Genomic DNA, 16,960 nt, shown 5'->3' on the forward strand with positions numbered 1-16,960 from the left:
AGCATATGACCATCTCTATTTGGAGGTATAGTCATTTAGTATTGGCCCTTTCATCGGGCCTTTTTTTAATTCTTGCTGCGCTCACAGGAGTAATTTTAGCTTTTGAGCCTTTGCAATCAGCTATAAAACCTTACCATCCTGTTGACTTAAAAGAAGTAAGCCTAGCTGAAACTATTGGGGTTTTACAAAACCAATATGACGAAGTTTTAACGCTAAAGGTAGACCAAGATGACTTTATAATAGCAGATATAGTTACCAAACAAGGTGATAGTAAGCAAGTTTACGTACATCCTCTCACAGGTGAAGCTCTTGGAGAACCAGAAGAACAACATCCTATATTTAAATTTTCAACCAATCTTCACCGTTCGTTATTTTTAAAAAGTATAGGTAGATTTTTTGTTGGGTTAATTTCTTTCTTATTATGTCTTATTGCTTTTACAGGTTTACTCTTAATAATAAAGCGACAAGGCGGATTAGCAAAGCTTTTCTCAAAGGTTCAAAAAGACTATTTTGAATTGCGTTACCACGTAATTCTTGGAAGGTGGTTTTTATTTCCCATTATTCTGATTGCAGCCACAGGTACATATTTATCTGCAGAAAAGTTTTCATTACTCCCTATTGCATTGGTAACCCACACCATGGCTGAACCAGAAGTAGATGTCGATGAAAGGGTTAAACCATCTGAATTGGCCATTTTTAAAACTATTAAAATGGCCGATGTGAGAACTGTAAATTTTCCATTTTCACCATTCCCAGAGGATTATTTTGAAGTTTCACTCAGAAAAAAAGAATTATATGTTCACCAATACACCGGAGACATTTTAAGTGAACTACCCTATCCGTTTACATTTTTAGCAAGTAAAATGAGCTTTAGACTTCATACTGGGCAAGGTTCTATTTTATGGTCCTTGGTATTACTTTTAGCCAGTTGTTCTATTTTGTTTTTTATCTATTCTGGTTTTATGATGTGGCGTAATCGAATTAAAAATTCCATTACTAAGGTAGAATTCACAAAAGACGAAAGCACTCATATCATTTTATATGGTTCAGAAACCGGTAATACTAATGGTTTTGTTTTGGCGCTCCAAAAAGCACTTATTAAAAATGGTAAACGTGTTTTTATAGCCCCAATGAATACGTATTCCACCTATAAACAAGCTGAAAAGCTATTTGTTCTAACTTCTACATACGGTGAAGGTGAAGCACCAACAAATGCACGTAGGTTTCTTGAAAAATTACATACCATAAACCAACCCAATAAAATTAATTATGCAGTCATTGGTTTTGGTTCATTAAATTATCCTAAATACTGTCAATTTGCCAAAGATGTATCTCATGCATTGAAAAATCATCCTTCGTTTAATGAAACAACAGCATTAACTGAAATTAATAATCAATCGCATGATGCATTTATAAATTGGGTGAATCAGTGGAATTCTAAAGTTGGAGAAGAACTTAAAGTTTCGTCTTATTTACCTAAGAATAAAACGGGTAAACAATTAGAATTTGAAGTTAGTTATCATTCAGAAATTAATACGGACAACACCTTTTTAATTCAATTAAAACCTAAGAAAAAAATTAAATTTAATTCTGGGGACCTTTTGGCCTATAGGCCAAATAATGATGATGTACCTCGATTCTATTCCATCGCCAAATGCGGAAATCAAATTTTGTTGAGTATAAAAATTCATGATTTTGGCATATGCTCAAGACTATTTAGCAGATTAAATGCAGGAGATACTATTGAAGCTAGCATTCAAAAAAACACCCATTTTAACTTTCCTGCTCAGGCAAAATCAATTCTATGCATAAGCAACGGTACTGGTATTGCTCCTTTCTTAGGCCTAATTGATGAAAACAAAAATAAAATTCCAATACAACTATTTTGGGGTAGTAGAACAAAGGCTTCTTACACTATTTACAAACCATTTTTAATGGAACCTCTAACAAATGGTAAACTTCAAAAAATACATTTAGCGTATTCTCGTGAGTCAGAAAAACAGTATGTTCAAGATTTGCTTTTACAGCAAGAAGAATTTATAGCTACAGCTTTAAAAAATGGTACAGTTATAATGATTTGCGGTTCTTTAGCCATGCAGCATAAAGTTTTACAAGTTCTAGAAAAAGCTACACAAACCTATTTGAATGAATCCCTTGCAACTTTTGAAGAAAACGAACAGCTAAAAACAGACTGTTACTGAACCTAGATTTAATTAACTTTAAGAAATTCTAATCCTCTTAACACAATACTTTAAAAAGCGACGTTATATTTACGTTATGCGTTCACCCCTATTTTTAATTTTATTTTTTCTGCTAAGCGTTACAGCCCTTGGGCAAGACGATTTTTTGGCTAAGCAGTATTTTGAAGATGGTGATTTTAAAAAAGCGGTTGTTTTTTATGAAAAACTAGTAGGAAAGAACCCTAGAAGAACAGATTATTCTGAAGCCCTTGTAGCCTGTTATCAGCAACTAGAACGTTTCTCAGATGCACAACAATTTCTTGAAGAGAAATTAAAACAACCTTTTGTTTTTCCTACATTTTACATTGAACTAGGTTATAATTACACATTGCAAAATCAGTCAGAAAACGCTAAAATCTTTTACAATCGGGCTATTGAAAAGATTGAAGAAAACCCCAATTTTGGGTATAGTGTGGGTTATAGATTTCAAAAATATGCACTACTAGATGAAGCTATTGCAGCCTATACGCGGTCAATGGAACTAAAACCTGAGTTGAATTATAATTTTCAATTAGCAAGAATTTATGGTGAGCAAGGTAAAATTGAAAAAATGTACCAGTCTTACCTTCAATTGGTATATGAAGGCAAAACGCCAAGGTCAAATGTATTACGACAGCTAAACGATTTTATTTCTGAAGATCCAAATAACACTAACAATGTACTACTAAGAAAAACGCTGTTACAGAATGCGCAGAAAAACCCAGATATTATCTGGAATGAAATGTTAAGTTGGTTATTTATTCAACAAAACCAATATAACAGCTCTTTTGCTCAAGAAAAAGCCATTTACAAACGTTCCAACGGAGCTTCACAAGAACGGCTAAGAAATCTTGGAGACATTGCTTTTGAGAATAAAGATTTAGAAACTTCTGAAAATGTTTTTAAATTTTTGGCTTCTAATGCAAAGCAACCAGAAGCAACCCTAAATGCTGAATTACGACTTATAGACATTGCGCTACTTAACACTAAAGACAATAGCTATAAAAGCATTCAAAAGAAATTTGAAGAATTATTAGAAACTTATGGTTATCAACCCGCTACAATTCAATTACAAATTGCTTATGCAAATTTTTTAACCTTTAAAAAAGAAGAACCAGAACCCGCAATTGCTTTACTTAAAAATATGTTAGACCAACCTATGGGTAGGTTTGGTGAGGCGTATTTAAAAATGGCCTTAGCAGACATTTTAGTATTTGACCAAAGATTTAATGAGGCGCTTATTTACTACAGTCAAATTCAGAAAAAACTAAAAAACGATGTGCTCGGACAAGATGCCCGATTTAAGGTAGCACAAACCAGTTTCTACAAAGGTGATTTTGATTGGGCACACACTCAACTTAAAGTTTTACGTGGGTCTACATCGCAATTAATAGCTAATGATGCCATGCAACTTAGCTTGTTAATTTCTGATAACACTTTTGAAGATTCTACCCAAATAGCATTAAAAAAATATGCCCGAGCAGACCTCTTGGCATATCAAAATAAGACCAATGAAGCTATCAAAATTTTAGAAGATGTTTTGCAAAACCATAAAGGTGAAAAAATAGAAGATGAAGCTTTGTTGCGCCAGGCAGAATTACAAATAAGTCAGAAAAAATATAAAGACGCTGAATTCAATTACATTAAAATAATTGAGTTTTACGCAGATGGTATTTTAGCGGATGATGCCTTATTTGCTTTAGGCCAATTGTATGAAAATCAACTTGGTGAACCAGAAAAAGCAAAACCGCTTTATGAAAAAATAATCTACAATTATCAAGACAGTTATTACTTTCCTGAGGCACGGAAAAACTTTAGGCGATTAAGAGGTGATAGTATTAATTAATAGATATTTGCATTTTTAAAAGCTATAAGAATTTGATTATATGATAATCTACAACGTTACCATTAACATAGATAATGATGTGCATGATCAATGGCTATATTGGATGAAAGACAAGCATATACCAGATATGTTGGCAACCGGTAAATTTTCTCATGCAAAAATGACCAAGATTTTAGTAGAAGAAGAAATGGGGGGCACTTCATACTCTATTCAATACACCTGTAAAGACAAAAAAACATTAGAACTGTATTATCAAGAAAATGCACCACAAATGCGAGAAGAAGGTGCAAAACTCTTTCCCAATAAATTTGTTGCTTTTAGAACTGAACTCGAGGTAATTACCCAACAAATACCCTAAAAGTTGGACTATTTGTTTACTTACGGTACCCTGCAAGACCCACAAGTTCAACTATACGTCTTTGATAAAATACTAGAGGGAGACGTAGACTTTTTACTCGGATTTAAATGGTACAAAAATGCTGTTTACGGCCGTTACCCTTTAGTAAAGCCAACAAGCAATCCAAAAGAAATGGTCAAAGGGGTGGCCTATAAGGTTACCAAAGCAGATTTATTGCGTTGCGATGTGTACGAAACATCAGCCTACCAACGCAAAAAATTCATTCTAAAATCGGGCAAAGAAGCTTGGGTATATATCGAGAATTCCAAGTAACTTGCACAAAAACCAACGCTATGCCCAAAAAGAAAAAGGATTTTCGCAAAAAATTCGATGAAACTGGGCAGAGTACTTCCCCGGTAAAAGCAAAAAAACATTTAGGCCAGCATTTTTTAAAAGATGAAAATATTGCTAAAAAAATAGCCGATACCCTATCTTTAAAAGGGTATCAAAGTGTGCTAGAAATTGGTCCTGGAACTGGTGTACTCACCAAATATTTATTGCTAAGAGGAATAGATTTGGTTGCGATGGATTTAGATGAAGATTCTATTGTTTACCTCAACCATAGTTTTCCTTTAGAACACCCCAAAGCCTTGGAAAAAGGAGCACTAAATGTGATTGAAGCAGATTTTTTAAAGTTTGATATACAACAACTTTTCGGCAGTCAGCAATTTGCTATTACAGGTAACTTTCCGTACAACATTTCTAGTCAAATAGTATTTAAAATGCTAGAATATAGAAATCAAATTCCGGAATTTTCAGGAATGTTTCAAAAAGAAGTAGCCCAACGAATTTGTGAAAAAGAGGGCTCCAAATCTTATGGCATCCTATCGGTTTTAGTACAAGCCTTTTATGATGCCGAATATCTATTTACGGTACATCCACAGGTTTTTGACCCACCTCCGAAAGTACAATCTGGCGTTTTACGCCTAACTAGAAAAACAAATTTTAAATTAGACTGTGACGAACGTTTACTATTCAAAATAGTAAAAGCAGGCTTTAACCAACGCAGAAAAACTTTAAGAAACAGTTTAAAGAGCTTTGGCCTCTCTGATAATCTTAGGGAAGATGGTATATTTGACCGCCGGCCAGAACAGTTGGCGGTAGCAGATTTTGTTGAATTGACCCATAAAATTCAGTATGACTCCGTTTAAACTCACAGACGAACTTTTAGAGCAGATTCAAAACTTTATTGCTAACAATAATGATAGTGAACTGCACCTGCTCATGAAAGAATATCACTACGCTGATATTGCAGAAATTGCCAATGAGTTAGAAGAGGAAGAAGCTACCTATATTATAAAACTTCTAGATAGCGAAAAAACTTCTGATGCCATAGCAGAATTAGATGAAGACGTTAGAGAAGCTGTTCTAGCCAACTTATCACCAAAAGAAATTGCAGATGAGTTAGAAGAGTTAGATACAGATGATGCTGCTGATATTGTTGGTGAACTCCCTAAAGAAATTGTCAAAGAAGTAATTTCTGAAATTGAAGACCGAGAACACGCAAAAGACATTGTAGATCTTTTACGGTACGATGAAGATTCTGCTGGTGGTTTAATGGCAAAAGAACTGGTAAAAGTAAACGAGAACTGGACGGTTACCCGTTGTGTAAGAGAAATGAGAGCACAAGCCGAACAGGTTACGCGTGTACATTCAATTTATGTGGTGGATAATGATGTAAAACTAAAAGGTAGATTATCTCTAAAAGACTTGCTAACAGTTTCTACTGAAACCCATATCAGAGAAATATACATTCCCAAGGTAGATTACGTAAATGTTAATGAAAAGCCCGAGGAAGTTGCAAAAATTATGTCGAAGTACGATTTAGAAGCAATACCAGTTATAGATGAAATAGGTCGTTTAGTAGGTAGAATTACCATTGATGATATTGTAGATGTAATTAGAGAAGAAGCAGATAAAGATTACCAAATGGCTGCTGGTATTTCGCAAGATGTAGAGGCAGATGACAGTATTTGGGAGCTAACCAGGGCGCGTTTACCATGGTTAATTCTTGGTCTTTTTGGTGGTCTTGGTGCAGCAGCAATAATGGGCGGATTCGAAGAAATGATTAATAAACACGCTATTTTATTCTTTTTTACACCATTGATTGCTGCAATGGCGGGTAATGTAGGTGTACAATCTAGTGCAATTATTGTACAGGGTTTAGCTAATGATGATTTAAAAGGTAGTATAGCTAACCGACTTTGGAAAGAAATGCTTTTAGCACTTTTAAACGGTCTTATTTTATCAACTTTGCTATTAGTTTTTACATGGATTTGGAAGGGCTCCCTAGCCACTGCTATTGCTATTTCACTTTCACTTTTAGTAGTTATTGTAGTAGCCGGAGTAATTGGAACCTTTATTCCGTTATTTCTTCATCAACGCAAAATAGACCCTGCAATTGCTACTGGTCCGTTTATTACCACGAGCAATGACATTTTTGGAATTTTAATTTACTTCTGGATTGCCAAGTTGATTTTAGGAATTTAACTAATATGAAACCAATTAATGTAAAAGAAAAACACGAACAGTTCACTGCTACTTGGCATCCTCATCAAATTGGTGTTGTAGATGATATGCAAGTATTACTTGCTAAACTTCAAGGAGAATTTGTATGGCACGCTCATGATAATGAAGATGAATTATTTAAAGTACTAAAAGGCACCCTTTACATGCAGTTTAGAGACCGTACAGAAGTAGTTAAAGAAGGTGAACTCATTATTGTTCCAAAAGGTGTTGAACATTGCCCTATGACAAAAAATAATGAGATTGTACATGTTCTGCTTTTTGAAAAGCTTACCACTGCACATACAGGAAAAACAGAACACCAACTAACTAAAACCAACTATCCTAAATTATGAAAGTACTTCATTTAGATACAAACCATCCATTACTAATACAACAGTTTAATGAGCTAGGTTTTGAAAATCATGAAGATTATACCAGCTCAAAAGAAGCCGTGGAAAAAAAGATTCATGAATATGATGGTATAGTATTACGAAGTAGATTTCCTATTGACAAACAATTTTTAGATGCCGCTACCAATTTAAAGTTTATAGGCAGGGTTGGTGCTGGCTTAGAAAACATTGATTTAAAATATGCCAAAGAAAAAAATGTGTTTTTAGCTTCTGCACCAGAAGGAAACCGAAATGCGGTTGGTGAACACGCAATGGGTATGTTACTAAGTTTACTAAACAAAATGCATAAAGCCCATAGAGAAGTTCGAAAAGGTATTTGGGATAGAGAAGGAAACAGAGGAACAGAATTAGAAGGCAAAACCGTAGGAATAATTGGTTATGGGAATATGGGTAAAGCCTTTGCTCAAAAATTAATGGGTTTTAATGTCAAAGAGGTTATTTGTTATGATATTGTTGGTGGAGTTGGTGATGATAATGCACGCCAAGTTGGTATTTTAGAATTTCAACAACATTCAGATGTGGTTAGCCTACATGTTCCAGAAACAGCATCTACTGTAGGCATGATTGATACTGAATTTATCAATGCCTTTCAAAAACCATTTTGGTTACTAAACACTGCACGTGGTAAGTGTGTTAAAACAGACGATTTAGTTGATGCACTAAAAAACGAAAAAATCTTAGGTGCCGGATTAGATGTTTTGGAATATGAAAAAAAGTCGTTTGAAGATTGGTTTACACGTAAACCAAAATCATTTAAATATTTGCGTAAAGCTAAGAATGTATTAATGACCCCACATGTAGCGGGTTGGACAGTTGAAAGTAAAGAAAAACTAGCACAAACCATAGTAGATAAAATAAAGGCAGAATTTTGTTAACTTTAAGAATGAAAAAGATAATATTTGTCTTTTCAGCTCTTAGCATTTGCATTCTGGCACTTTTCCAGATAAGTAAATATTCCTTTATTTCAAGTTATACTTCAATTGAATTTATAATTGCCTTAGTTGCAGTTATATTTTTGTTTATTGGCCTATACCTCAATAGAAAAAATAAAAACGTAAAAAAACTACAATCAGAAGAAATTGATTGGAAAACAGTAAAAAAATTAGGCATTAGCAATCGTGAATATGAGGTATTGGTAGAAATTTCGAAAGGATATTCCAATAAAGAAATTGGCGAACATCTATTTGTTTCAGAAAGCACCATTAAAACTCACGTATCAAATCTTCTTGTAAAACTTGAAGCTAAACGTAGAACGGAAGCTCTCAGAAGAGCAAAAGAACTTCACATAATAGTAGGCTAGAAGACAGTATTCTCCATTTTACTCAATTTGGTACTTTAGTATGACCCTAAGCTTCTAATTATTAACCAGTTTTAGGCATAATTCTAAAGTATACTTTTATGAAAAAAACAGTTTTAAAGTATGGACTTTATGGTGCTGTTTGCATTTCCATACTTTTCATGCTATCATGGTATGTACTCGATAATTTAAGTTTTGCCACCCAAGAAGTTTTGGGGTATGCGTCAATGGTAATTGCCCTGCTATTTGTATTTTTTGGTATTAAAGAATACCGAGACAAGGAGAATAATGGTAAAATTAGTTTTAGAACAGCCTTAACTATCGGTTTATTAATTAGTGTAATAACCGCGGTCTGTTTTGGAATTTTAGATGTAATCTACACAGAGGTTTTAAACCCTAACTTTATGGAAACCTACTATAAAGATTCTGTTGAGCAGTTAAGACAAGCACTACCCCCAGAAGAATTTGAGTCGAAACTAACCGAGTTAGAATCTCAAAAAGAACTATTTACAAATCCATTATTCAGTTTTGGTCTCATGGCAATGACAGTTTTTTTAATTGGGTTTATTATTTCATTAATTTCAGCATTGGTACTACAACGTAAATAAACCATTATGACTATAGAGGCCAAAACCGTAGACGAATACATTTCTAAATTACCAGAAGAACGCAAGGCTGCTATTTCTAAACTTAGAACTATTGTAAAAAATAATCTTCCTAAAGATTTTGAAGAAGGTATCAACTATAAAATGATTGGGTTCTATGTTCCCCATTCAGTCTATCCAGATGGATACCATTGTGACCCAAAACTTCCACTACCCTTTATAAATATTGCTTCTCAGAAAAATTTTATTGCAGTATATCATTCGGGTATTTATGCCAAAAAAGAATTGTATGACTGGTTTATTCAAGAATATCCCAAGCACGTAAACACCAAATTAGATATGGGTAAAAGTTGTATTCGATTTAAAAAAATAGAGACTATACCTTACGAGCTAATTGCAGAACTATGCACTAAAATGACCGCAACAGAATGGATTACCTTATATGAGAAAAACATAAAAAAATGAAAAAAAGAGTAACAGGTTTAGGCGGGTTCTTTTTTAAAACAAAAGACCCAGACCATATTAAAAAATGGTACAAAGAACATTTAGGTATTCCAACAGACCAATATGGTTGGAGCTTTTGGTGGAAAGATAAAAAAGGTAATGACTGTTTAACACAATGGAGTCCGTTTAAAGAAGATACCAAATATTTTAAGCCCAGCGAAAAACAATTTATGATGAATTTTAGGGTAGAAGACCTTAATGCATTGTTAGCGGAACTAAAAAAAGAAGGAGTAACCGTTGTTGGAACTGTTGAAGAATACGATTATGGAAAATTTGGATGGATTCTCGACCCTGAAGGCAATAAAATAGAACTTTGGGAACCTGTTGATAAAGCTTTTCTATAGCTATTGATTTATTTTTTACATTTAATAACTAATTAACCAATCAAATTATAAAACCATGTCAGAAGACAACAAAGATTTAGGAGACAAAGCAGAAGAGGCTTTCGACAAAGCAAAAGATGCAGCTAAAGAAGCAGCAGGAGATGCAAAAGAAGCCGCCGGTGATTTTGCTGATGAAGCTAAAAAAACTGCTAATGAATTTAGCGAGGGTGTAAAAGACACCTTAAACGCAGAAAACAAAAAAATGTTAGCAGGCATACTTGCTATCATTCTTGGTGCCTTAGGTATACACAAATTTATCTTAGGCTATCAAAAAGAAGGAATTATAATGTTAGTTATCACCGTAGTTTTAGGTGTTTTCACATGTGGCATTGGAGCATCAGCTATGGGTATTGTAGGTTTAATAGAAGGTATAATCTATTTAACCAAGTCAGATGAAGAATTTTACAACACTTACCAAGTAGGTAAAAAACCTTGGTTCTAATACATAAAAAGGTCAGTTTTTTATCACTGACCTTTTTTATTTAAATTTAACATCGTAATATTGCAATATATAATTCATTTAGATGGGAGCTACTAAATCACACATATTTACAACAACTCAAAATGAGCTTGCTCAAGTTGCTAAAGTACTTGCACACCCAGCGCGCATTGCCATTCTACAACACATAAGTAAACAAGAAGGTTGTATTTGTACAGATTTAGTTGAAGAAATAGGGTTAGCACAGCCTACCATTTCTCAACATTTAAATGAAATAAAAAAAATAGGGTTACTCAAAGGAACCTTTGAAGGTAAAAATCTTTGTTATTGTATTGACCAAGACCGTTGGCTAGAACTTAAACAATTGATGAATACCTTTTTTTCAAACATAACTTTAAACTGCTGTTAATAATTATTCACATCATAGAGATTCGAATTCTCACACCAAAACATTAAAAGATGAAAACACAAGAATTATTAAAATTACTAGAAACTCAAAAGAATAAAAGTTTACTATTTGAATATACTGCCGGCAAATTTGTAGGTGCTAACTACCACATAACCGAAATTAAGAACACTACCATTGACTCGGTAGATTGTGGCGGCAGACCAGATGATTGGAAAGAGACTGTTATCCAACTATGGGAGAGTCCGTTAGAAAAAGACAAAACAGAATACATGAATACTTTTAAAGCCTTGAGTATTCTTAAAAAAGTAGACGAAATTAAACCAATGGTTAGAGATGCTGAAGTTAAGTTCGAATACAGTAACGAAAACTTTCACACAGCGCAACTATTTGTTAACGACTACAGTTACAATGACAACAAATTAATCATCAATTTAGGAGTTGAAAAAACAGATTGTAAGGCTAAAGAACTTTGTGGAGTACCAGAACCTGTTGAACAAGCCATAGAAAGTAATGGTTGCGCACCAGGAAGTGGATGTTGTTAATAGCTAAAAAATGAGCATTAGACCCATGAAAGAAGGCGACTGGGAGGCAGTTGCTGAAATTTATGCTGAAGGCATAGCTACGGGTTATGCCACTTTTGAACATCAAATTCCAACATATCAAAACTGGAATAATAGCCACCTTAAAACCTGCAGACTGGTAGCAGAACAAAATGGTTTTATTTTGGGTTGGGCTGCCCTATCTCCCGTTTCAGGTAGATGCGTGTATGGTGGTGTAGCAGAAGTAAGTATTTATATTGGAGCTTCTACCAGAGGTAGAGGTATTGGTAACGCCTTATTTAGCCAACTCATAAAAGAGAGCGAAAAAGAAGGCTATTGGACCTTACAATCAGGAATTTTTCCTGAAAATGAAGCCAGTATAAAATTGCATGAAAAAGTTGGATTTCGATATTTGGGAAAACGTGAAAAAATTGGAAAAACAGTTCAAGGAGAATGGAAAGATAACTTACTCTTTGAACGAAGAAGTAAAACCGTTGGTAAATAAAAGATAATGACCTCAAAAAACTTGTTAGCCAAACTATCTGATACAATTGCATCGTTTAAAACAGCTACTATACCAGAAGAGCGTAAAGTACTTTTACAGCCCTTAGTAGATTACATTAAAACTAAGAATAAAGCAAATGAGCCTATACGTTTAAATTTTATTTGCACCCATAATTCTCGTAGAAGTCATTTATCACAAATATGGGCTCAAACTATGGCCTATTATTACGGCGTTAAACATATAACTTGTTATTCTGGGGGTACCGAAGCTACAGCTATGTATCCTAAAGTAGCAGAAACATTAACTAATCAAGGATTTTCAATTTTAAAATTATCAGAAAATAAGAATCCTGTCTATGCGGTTAAATTTGCTGCAACCGCGCATCCTGTTATTTGTTTCTCAAAAACATACGATAATGAATTTAATGCCAATGCTGAATTCGGAGCTATTATGACTTGTGATTCTGCTAATGAGGCTTGCCCAATGGTTTTAGGTGCAGAAGCGCGCTTTCCTATTACTTACAAAGACCCAAAAGCTTTTGATAACACTACCGAACAAGATGCTAAATACGCAGAAAGAAGTGTACAAATTGGAACCGAGCTAGCCTATGTTTTTGCTCAGGCTACCAGTTAAAAATAGACTCTAAAAAACGGCATCAAGGGGTCTGCATATAAACTTCTTGAGTCATCATACAAAACATCGAAACGTAAACCAACGGTAACGTTTCCTTGACGGTAACCTACACCCATAAATAAGGCAGGATACCAATAATCATCCTTTAGTTCTGTACCACTAAAGTTTTGAGTAAGATTTACCCGCCATTGTTCGTATTCTCCCGAAAATTGAATCCATGGTGCTGGACTATACAGATTTATAAAACTAGCACCATAAGCTAATAATTTATCATCGCCAAATTTTGAATAATTAAGGTTTAAACCTACACCAGTTGCAAAAGAATTAGATGCTTCATACAAGGCGGTTGGCGAAACAGCCAGATTAAAAGTGTTGTTTCCAAATCCAAGTCCGAGGCCACCACCAAAACGTACATTGTTCCAAAAATCGCTTTTACCATTTACACCTTGTGCATGGGCATCAAGACTAGAAAGTAACAATAGGGTAAGCATCAAAAAGCTAAACCGAAAGGTATTCTTTATAACGTGCATGTGTAACTATTTCTTGGATAACGTTAGTAAAGTACAAAATAGTTTATTCTTCACTCGTTTGCCCCTCAGCGTGTTTACGTTCCAATTCAGCCTGAAATTCTTCCATAACTGGTTTTACGGTATCTTCTGGCAAATCCGCTATTTTGATATACATTAAACCATCAACCGAATTATTAAATAAAGGGTCGACATTAAATGCAACAACTTTTGCATTTTGTTTAATGTATTTTTTAATTAAAACAGGTAAACGTAAACTGCCCGGCTCCACTTCTTCAATAAGTCTATCAAACTTGTTCAAATCGGCTTGTGTTTCATCAAAAACAAACTCTTTATCTGCATCATTTAGTTTTACTTTAAACTCTTTTTTTGGACGCACATATTGAGCTACATAAGGATCCCAATAATGAGATTTCATAAACTCAATCATTAACGATTTTGAAAAGTTTGAAAATTGGTTGCTGATGCTAACACCACCTATTAAATATTTATGCTCTGGATAACGTAAGGTGGTATGAACAATACCTTTCCAAAGTAAAAAAAGTGGCATGGGTTTTTGCTGATATTCCTTTACAATGTAGGCTCTACCCATTTCAATACTTTCAGACATCATTCCATAGAGTTCAGGCTCAAATCGAAACAAGTCTTGAAGATAAAAACCATCAATTCCATGGTTTTTATAGATAGCAGCCCCTAAACCCATTCGGTAAGCCCCAACTAATGCCTTTTTGTTGTCATCCCAAAGAAATAAATGATGGTAATAGCTGTCAAATTCATCTAAATCAATGGCATTATTAGTACCCTCTCCAACCTCTCTAAAGGTAACTTCACGCTGTCTTCCAATTTCCTTTAATAAGAACGGCATATCCTGGGCTTGTGCTAAAAAAACCTCATAATTTTTACTTTGCAGCAATCGGGCATCTTTTTCTCGTAGTTTTTCAATTTCTCCTTCAAGTACTTCTACACGAACAGCATTAGCTATCTTTTTTGGAACCTTAGGTATCTTAATTGTTGTTGGAACTTTATCTATAAGTCGTTCTTTTTCAAAAACATTGGCAAGTAGATAGGTTTTTTTACGAAGTAACTCTGCAAACCCTTCAAGAGTTTCTTCCTCTTGCTGTGCTTTTACAGATATGGGTTGACCTATACGCACTTTTATAGGCCTTCTGCTTTGGGTAGTTAATTCTGATGGTAGTTTTGCCGTTCTAAATACATCATTAATCTTTGACAATCGATAAAAAAGTCGACTATTTTTAGCGTGAAAATATATAGGTACTACAGGCACCTCAGCTTTTCTAATTAGTTTAATTGCGGCTTCTTCCCAAGGTCTATCAACAACCAATTTTCCATCTTTATAAGTAGAAACTTCACCTGCCGGAAAAATTCCTAACGGATGACCTTCTTGTAAATGTTTTAGCGCATTTTTAAAACCCATTATGCTACTTTTTACATCCTTATGATTTTCAAAAGGATTTACCGGCATTATGTAAGGTTTTAAGGGGGCTATACGATGTAAAAGAAAATTGGCAATTATTTTAAAATCTTGGCGCTGAGACAACATTAAGCGTAACAATAACACCCCATCTATACCGCCAAGTGGATGATTAGAGATAGTAATATATGGACCAGATTTTGGAAGCCTCTTCAACTCCTCCTCTACCATTTCAAAATCAATCTCGTAATGCTCTAAAATTTTATCACAAAATTCTGGACCTGAAAGATTCTGGTGTTTATTGTAAAATCTGTTTAGGTTAGATAAACGTGTTACCTGCATTAATAGCCACCCTACGAATGTTCCAAATACACCATATTTGTCAAGATTAATAACCTTGGCTACTTCTTTTGCTGATACCAGCCCCATTACATTGATTTAGTTGGTATCGCTAATATAGAAAAATAGGATGGGTTGTAGTTTTATTTAACTACTAACTGCACGGTTTCTTTTCCGCGTTGTTCCACCAAAACATCATAACCATTTAATACAGACTCAACTGCTTCATCTGTAAAGTGCCTAATGGTATACAGCGAAACATCTTCATGGCAAACCACTTTAAAACGTTTTTCTAGTTCTGGTAAAATAGTTGAGATACCACCAAATTTATTATCTAGACAAACAGAAAAACTAATGGCCGAATTTTGTATTAAGTCCACTTTCAAACGATAGTCATGAAACATTTTAAAAATTTCACTGATATTATTTTCAACGATGAACGAGAAATCTAAAGAAGATAATTTTAGAAGTACTTGGTCTTTTTTAACGATAAAACAGGGTACTTCTGGCACAATCTTTTTTCCTTTACCAACAGTAGTTCCTTCAGCCGTTGGCTTAATAAATGATTTTACGTGTAACGGAATTTGTTTTTGTTGCAGTGGCTGTAATGTTTTTGGATGAATTACAGAAGCTCCGTAAAAAGCCAGCTCAATTGCCTCTCTATAACTTATTTGTTCTAGTTTTTGCGTTTCCTCAAAATGTCTAGGGTCTGCATTTAAAACTCCAGGTACATCTTTCCAAATGGTAACCGATGTTGCATTAAGGCAATATCCTAAAATTGCAGCCGAATAATCAGAACCTTCTCTACCTAAAGTAGTTGTAAAGTTGTTCTCTTCGCTTCCCAAAAAACCTTGCGTAATATTCAGGTTATTTAAATCCACCTTTTCTTTAACCAACTGCTCTGTTTTCTTCCAATTAACTTGTGCGTCTCTAAAAGAATCGTCGGTTTTAATTAACTCACGTACATCTAACCAAGTATTCGGCACCCCATTTTCTTGCAAGTAAGCACTAACTATGGTTGTTGAAATAAGTTCTCCATAACCTACAACTTGGTCATAAACAAAAGCATGTTTTGGTGATTTATTCCACATTAAAAATCCTCTAAACTCTTCTATTAGTTTATTTACCTTATGATGAATTTCATGGTTCTTGGCCTCAAACAAATCATTAATTATAGTTTTGTGGTAGTCAGCAATAAATTGAATTTTTTCATCTAAGTGATTTTCTTCTTCAAAATAGGCCTTCACCACTTCTTCCATGGCATTGGTAGTCTTACCCATTGCTGAAATTACAACCAAGGTTTTCTCATGACCTACTTGTTGCAACACGTTTACTACGTTTCTAACACCATTTGCATCTTTAACAGATGCGCCACCAAACTTAAATATTCTCATTATTGTAAAAACTTATCTATCCCTTTTTCATTCAACTGCACAACATTCCAATCTCTTAAAACATTAGCACCTTTACTTTCATAAAATTTTATGGCAGGTTCATTCCAATCGAGAACTTCCCAATTTATTCTTTTTACGCCCAGTTCTTTACCATATGCTACAACTCTTTTTAAAAGCCTTGAGCCAATACCGTAACCACGCATGTTTTGAGTTACAATTAAATCTTCTAAATGTACCGCGGGTCCTTTCCACGTAGAGTATCTAGAATACACCAATGCAATACCAGCAATTTCATTGTCAATTTCAGCAACAAAGCAGTGAAACTTAGGGTTTTTACCAAAACCATCTTGTTCTAAATCATCTACACTTATCTCAACAGCATCTGGCTCCTTTTCAAAAACAGCTAATTCTGTAATTAATTCATGAACCTTTTTCATATCTGAACGCACTGCGTCTCTGATTGTTATTTCCATAATTGTTGCAAATAAAACACTTTGTTATAATACAAAACAACATTAGATCCTCGAAAACGTTATAGTTTCACAAAAAGTGAGAACTTTGCATTTAAATAAAA

Annotated in this window: 21 protein-coding genes; 17 read left to right on the forward strand and 4 right to left on the reverse strand. The window is 34.3% G+C overall.

What is annotated here, in order from left to right; genetic code table 11:
- The first annotated feature begins 5 nt into the window (after positions 1 to 5).
- From H5V42_RS06540 to H5V42_RS06620, 17 genes are all read left to right on the forward strand, one after another.
- Positions 6 to 2,201 (forward strand): PepSY domain-containing protein, encoded by a 2,196-nt coding sequence (locus tag H5V42_RS06540; RefSeq protein WP_185782341.1) that lies wholly within the window; start codon positions 6 to 8, stop codon positions 2,199 to 2,201.
- 76 nt (positions 2,202 to 2,277) lie between these two features.
- Positions 2,278 to 4,065 (forward strand): tetratricopeptide repeat protein, encoded by a 1,788-nt coding sequence (locus H5V42_RS06545; RefSeq protein WP_185782342.1) that lies wholly within the window; start codon positions 2,278 to 2,280, stop codon positions 4,063 to 4,065.
- A gap of 40 nt (positions 4,066 to 4,105) precedes the next feature.
- Positions 4,106 to 4,423, forward strand: coding sequence for a DUF4286 family protein (locus H5V42_RS06550; RefSeq protein WP_185782343.1), 318 nt, complete (start codon positions 4,106 to 4,108; stop codon positions 4,421 to 4,423).
- A gap of 3 nt (positions 4,424 to 4,426) precedes the next feature.
- Complete coding sequence (locus H5V42_RS06555; RefSeq protein ID WP_185782344.1) at positions 4,427 to 4,735, forward strand: gamma-glutamylcyclotransferase family protein; 309 nt, start codon at positions 4,427 to 4,429, stop codon at positions 4,733 to 4,735.
- 20 nt (positions 4,736 to 4,755) lie between these two features.
- Entirely contained in the window at positions 4,756 to 5,613 is an 858-nt protein-coding gene (rsmA, locus tag H5V42_RS06560) for a 16S rRNA (adenine(1518)-N(6)/adenine(1519)-N(6))-dimethyltransferase RsmA (RefSeq protein WP_185782345.1), read from the forward strand.
- A complete protein-coding gene (mgtE, locus tag H5V42_RS06565; RefSeq protein WP_185782346.1) occupies positions 5,600 to 6,952 on the forward strand; it encodes a magnesium transporter in 1,353 nt (450 codons plus the stop codon). Before rsmA ends, mgtE begins: the two co-directional genes overlap by 14 nt.
- 5 nt (positions 6,953 to 6,957) lie before the next feature.
- Positions 6,958 to 7,323, forward strand: coding sequence for a cupin domain-containing protein (locus tag H5V42_RS06570; RefSeq protein ID WP_185782347.1), 366 nt, complete (start codon positions 6,958 to 6,960; stop codon positions 7,321 to 7,323).
- On the forward strand, positions 7,320 to 8,255 hold the full coding sequence (locus H5V42_RS06575; RefSeq protein ID WP_185782348.1) for a 2-hydroxyacid dehydrogenase: 936 nt from the start codon (positions 7,320 to 7,322) through the stop codon (positions 8,253 to 8,255). The genes H5V42_RS06570 and H5V42_RS06575 overlap by 4 nt, the downstream gene beginning before the upstream one ends.
- 8 nt (positions 8,256 to 8,263) lie before the next feature.
- Positions 8,264 to 8,680, forward strand: coding sequence for a response regulator transcription factor (locus tag H5V42_RS15340; protein ID WP_185782349.1), 417 nt, complete (start codon positions 8,264 to 8,266; stop codon positions 8,678 to 8,680).
- Positions 8,681 to 8,778: 98 nt separating this feature from the next.
- Positions 8,779 to 9,285 (forward strand): DUF4199 domain-containing protein, encoded by a 507-nt coding sequence (locus H5V42_RS06585; RefSeq protein WP_185782350.1) that lies wholly within the window; start codon positions 8,779 to 8,781, stop codon positions 9,283 to 9,285.
- 6 nt (positions 9,286 to 9,291) lie between these two features.
- Entirely contained in the window at positions 9,292 to 9,747 is a 456-nt protein-coding gene (locus H5V42_RS06590) for a DUF1801 domain-containing protein (RefSeq protein WP_185782351.1), read from the forward strand.
- Complete coding sequence (locus tag H5V42_RS06595) at positions 9,744 to 10,130, forward strand: VOC family protein (protein ID WP_185782352.1); 387 nt, start codon at positions 9,744 to 9,746, stop codon at positions 10,128 to 10,130. The genes H5V42_RS06590 and H5V42_RS06595 overlap by 4 nt, the downstream gene beginning before the upstream one ends.
- 55 nt (positions 10,131 to 10,185) lie before the next feature.
- Complete coding sequence (locus H5V42_RS06600) at positions 10,186 to 10,611, forward strand: TM2 domain-containing protein (protein ID WP_185782353.1); 426 nt, start codon at positions 10,186 to 10,188, stop codon at positions 10,609 to 10,611.
- A gap of 82 nt (positions 10,612 to 10,693) precedes the next feature.
- A complete protein-coding gene (locus tag H5V42_RS06605) occupies positions 10,694 to 11,017 on the forward strand; it encodes an ArsR/SmtB family transcription factor (protein ID WP_185782354.1) in 324 nt (107 codons plus the stop codon).
- A 50-nt stretch (positions 11,018 to 11,067) separates the two neighbouring features.
- Positions 11,068 to 11,559 (forward strand): DUF6428 family protein, encoded by a 492-nt coding sequence (locus H5V42_RS06610; protein ID WP_185782355.1) that lies wholly within the window; start codon positions 11,068 to 11,070, stop codon positions 11,557 to 11,559.
- 10 nt (positions 11,560 to 11,569) lie between these two features.
- On the forward strand, positions 11,570 to 12,061 hold the full coding sequence (locus H5V42_RS06615) for a GNAT family N-acetyltransferase (RefSeq protein WP_185782356.1): 492 nt from the start codon (positions 11,570 to 11,572) through the stop codon (positions 12,059 to 12,061).
- Between the two features lie 6 nt (positions 12,062 to 12,067).
- Positions 12,068 to 12,694: an arsenate-mycothiol transferase ArsC gene (locus H5V42_RS06620; protein ID WP_185782357.1), complete on the forward strand. Its 627-nt coding sequence runs from the start codon at positions 12,068 to 12,070 to the stop codon at positions 12,692 to 12,694.
- Here H5V42_RS06620 and H5V42_RS06625 read toward each other — a convergent pair.
- The 4 genes from H5V42_RS06625 to H5V42_RS06640 form a co-directional block, all read right to left on the reverse strand.
- The gene (locus H5V42_RS06625) at positions 12,691 to 13,185 is read right to left on the reverse strand and encodes an alpha-ketoglutarate decarboxylase (RefSeq protein ID WP_185782358.1); all 495 of its coding nucleotides are present in this window, start codon (positions 13,183 to 13,185) and stop codon (positions 12,691 to 12,693) included. The two genes, H5V42_RS06620 and H5V42_RS06625, sit on opposite strands and share 4 nt — an antisense overlap.
- A gap of 82 nt (positions 13,186 to 13,267) precedes the next feature.
- The gene (locus tag H5V42_RS06630; RefSeq protein ID WP_185782359.1) at positions 13,268 to 15,082 is read right to left on the reverse strand and encodes a GNAT family N-acyltransferase; all 1,815 of its coding nucleotides are present in this window, start codon (positions 15,080 to 15,082) and stop codon (positions 13,268 to 13,270) included.
- A gap of 53 nt (positions 15,083 to 15,135) precedes the next feature.
- On the reverse strand, positions 15,136 to 16,386 hold the full coding sequence (locus tag H5V42_RS06635) for an aspartate kinase (protein ID WP_185782360.1): 1,251 nt from the start codon (positions 16,384 to 16,386) through the stop codon (positions 15,136 to 15,138).
- Positions 16,386 to 16,859, reverse strand: coding sequence for a GNAT family N-acetyltransferase (locus H5V42_RS06640; protein WP_185782361.1), 474 nt, complete (start codon positions 16,857 to 16,859; stop codon positions 16,386 to 16,388). The genes H5V42_RS06635 and H5V42_RS06640 overlap by 1 nt, the downstream gene beginning before the upstream one ends.
- Positions 16,860 to 16,960: the final 101 nt, after the last annotated feature.

This window comes from Croceivirga lutea, assembly GCF_014235875.1.
Classification (GTDB): domain Bacteria; phylum Bacteroidota; class Bacteroidia; order Flavobacteriales; family Flavobacteriaceae; genus Croceivirga; species Croceivirga lutea.

Coding starts and splice junctions, on each gene's coding strand:
- H5V42_RS06570 (WP_185782347.1), top strand. CDS start 6,958: ATGAAACCAATTAATGTAAAAGAAAAACACGAACAGTTCACTGCTACT.
- H5V42_RS06585 (WP_185782350.1), top strand. CDS start 8,779: ATGAAAAAAACAGTTTTAAAGTATGGACTTTATGGTGCTGTTTGCATT.
- H5V42_RS06550 (WP_185782343.1), top strand. CDS start 4,106: ATGATAATCTACAACGTTACCATTAACATAGATAATGATGTGCATGAT.
- H5V42_RS15340 (WP_185782349.1), top strand. CDS start 8,264: ATGAAAAAGATAATATTTGTCTTTTCAGCTCTTAGCATTTGCATTCTG.
- H5V42_RS06610 (WP_185782355.1), top strand. CDS start 11,068: ATGAAAACACAAGAATTATTAAAATTACTAGAAACTCAAAAGAATAAA.
- H5V42_RS06620 (WP_185782357.1), top strand. CDS start 12,068: ATGACCTCAAAAAACTTGTTAGCCAAACTATCTGATACAATTGCATCG.
- H5V42_RS06600 (WP_185782353.1), top strand. CDS start 10,186: ATGTCAGAAGACAACAAAGATTTAGGAGACAAAGCAGAAGAGGCTTTC.
- H5V42_RS06575 (WP_185782348.1), top strand. CDS start 7,320: ATGAAAGTACTTCATTTAGATACAAACCATCCATTACTAATACAACAG.
- H5V42_RS06590 (WP_185782351.1), top strand. CDS start 9,292: ATGACTATAGAGGCCAAAACCGTAGACGAATACATTTCTAAATTACCA.
- H5V42_RS06540 (WP_185782341.1), top strand. CDS start 6: ATGACCATCTCTATTTGGAGGTATAGTCATTTAGTATTGGCCCTTTCA.
- mgtE (WP_185782346.1), top strand. CDS start 5,600: ATGACTCCGTTTAAACTCACAGACGAACTTTTAGAGCAGATTCAAAAC.
- H5V42_RS06635 (WP_185782360.1), bottom strand. CDS start 16,386: ATGAGAATATTTAAGTTTGGTGGCGCATCTGTTAAAGATGCAAATGGT.
- H5V42_RS06605 (WP_185782354.1), top strand. CDS start 10,694: ATGGGAGCTACTAAATCACACATATTTACAACAACTCAAAATGAGCTT.
- H5V42_RS06640 (WP_185782361.1), bottom strand. CDS start 16,859: ATGGAAATAACAATCAGAGACGCAGTGCGTTCAGATATGAAAAAGGTT.
- H5V42_RS06615 (WP_185782356.1), top strand. CDS start 11,570: ATGAGCATTAGACCCATGAAAGAAGGCGACTGGGAGGCAGTTGCTGAA.
- rsmA (WP_185782345.1), top strand. CDS start 4,756: ATGCCCAAAAAGAAAAAGGATTTTCGCAAAAAATTCGATGAAACTGGG.
- H5V42_RS06630 (WP_185782359.1), bottom strand. CDS start 15,082: ATGGGGCTGGTATCAGCAAAAGAAGTAGCCAAGGTTATTAATCTTGAC.
- H5V42_RS06545 (WP_185782342.1), top strand. CDS start 2,278: ATGCGTTCACCCCTATTTTTAATTTTATTTTTTCTGCTAAGCGTTACA.
- H5V42_RS06595 (WP_185782352.1), top strand. CDS start 9,744: ATGAAAAAAAGAGTAACAGGTTTAGGCGGGTTCTTTTTTAAAACAAAA.
- H5V42_RS06625 (WP_185782358.1), bottom strand. CDS start 13,185: ATGCTTACCCTATTGTTACTTTCTAGTCTTGATGCCCATGCACAAGGT.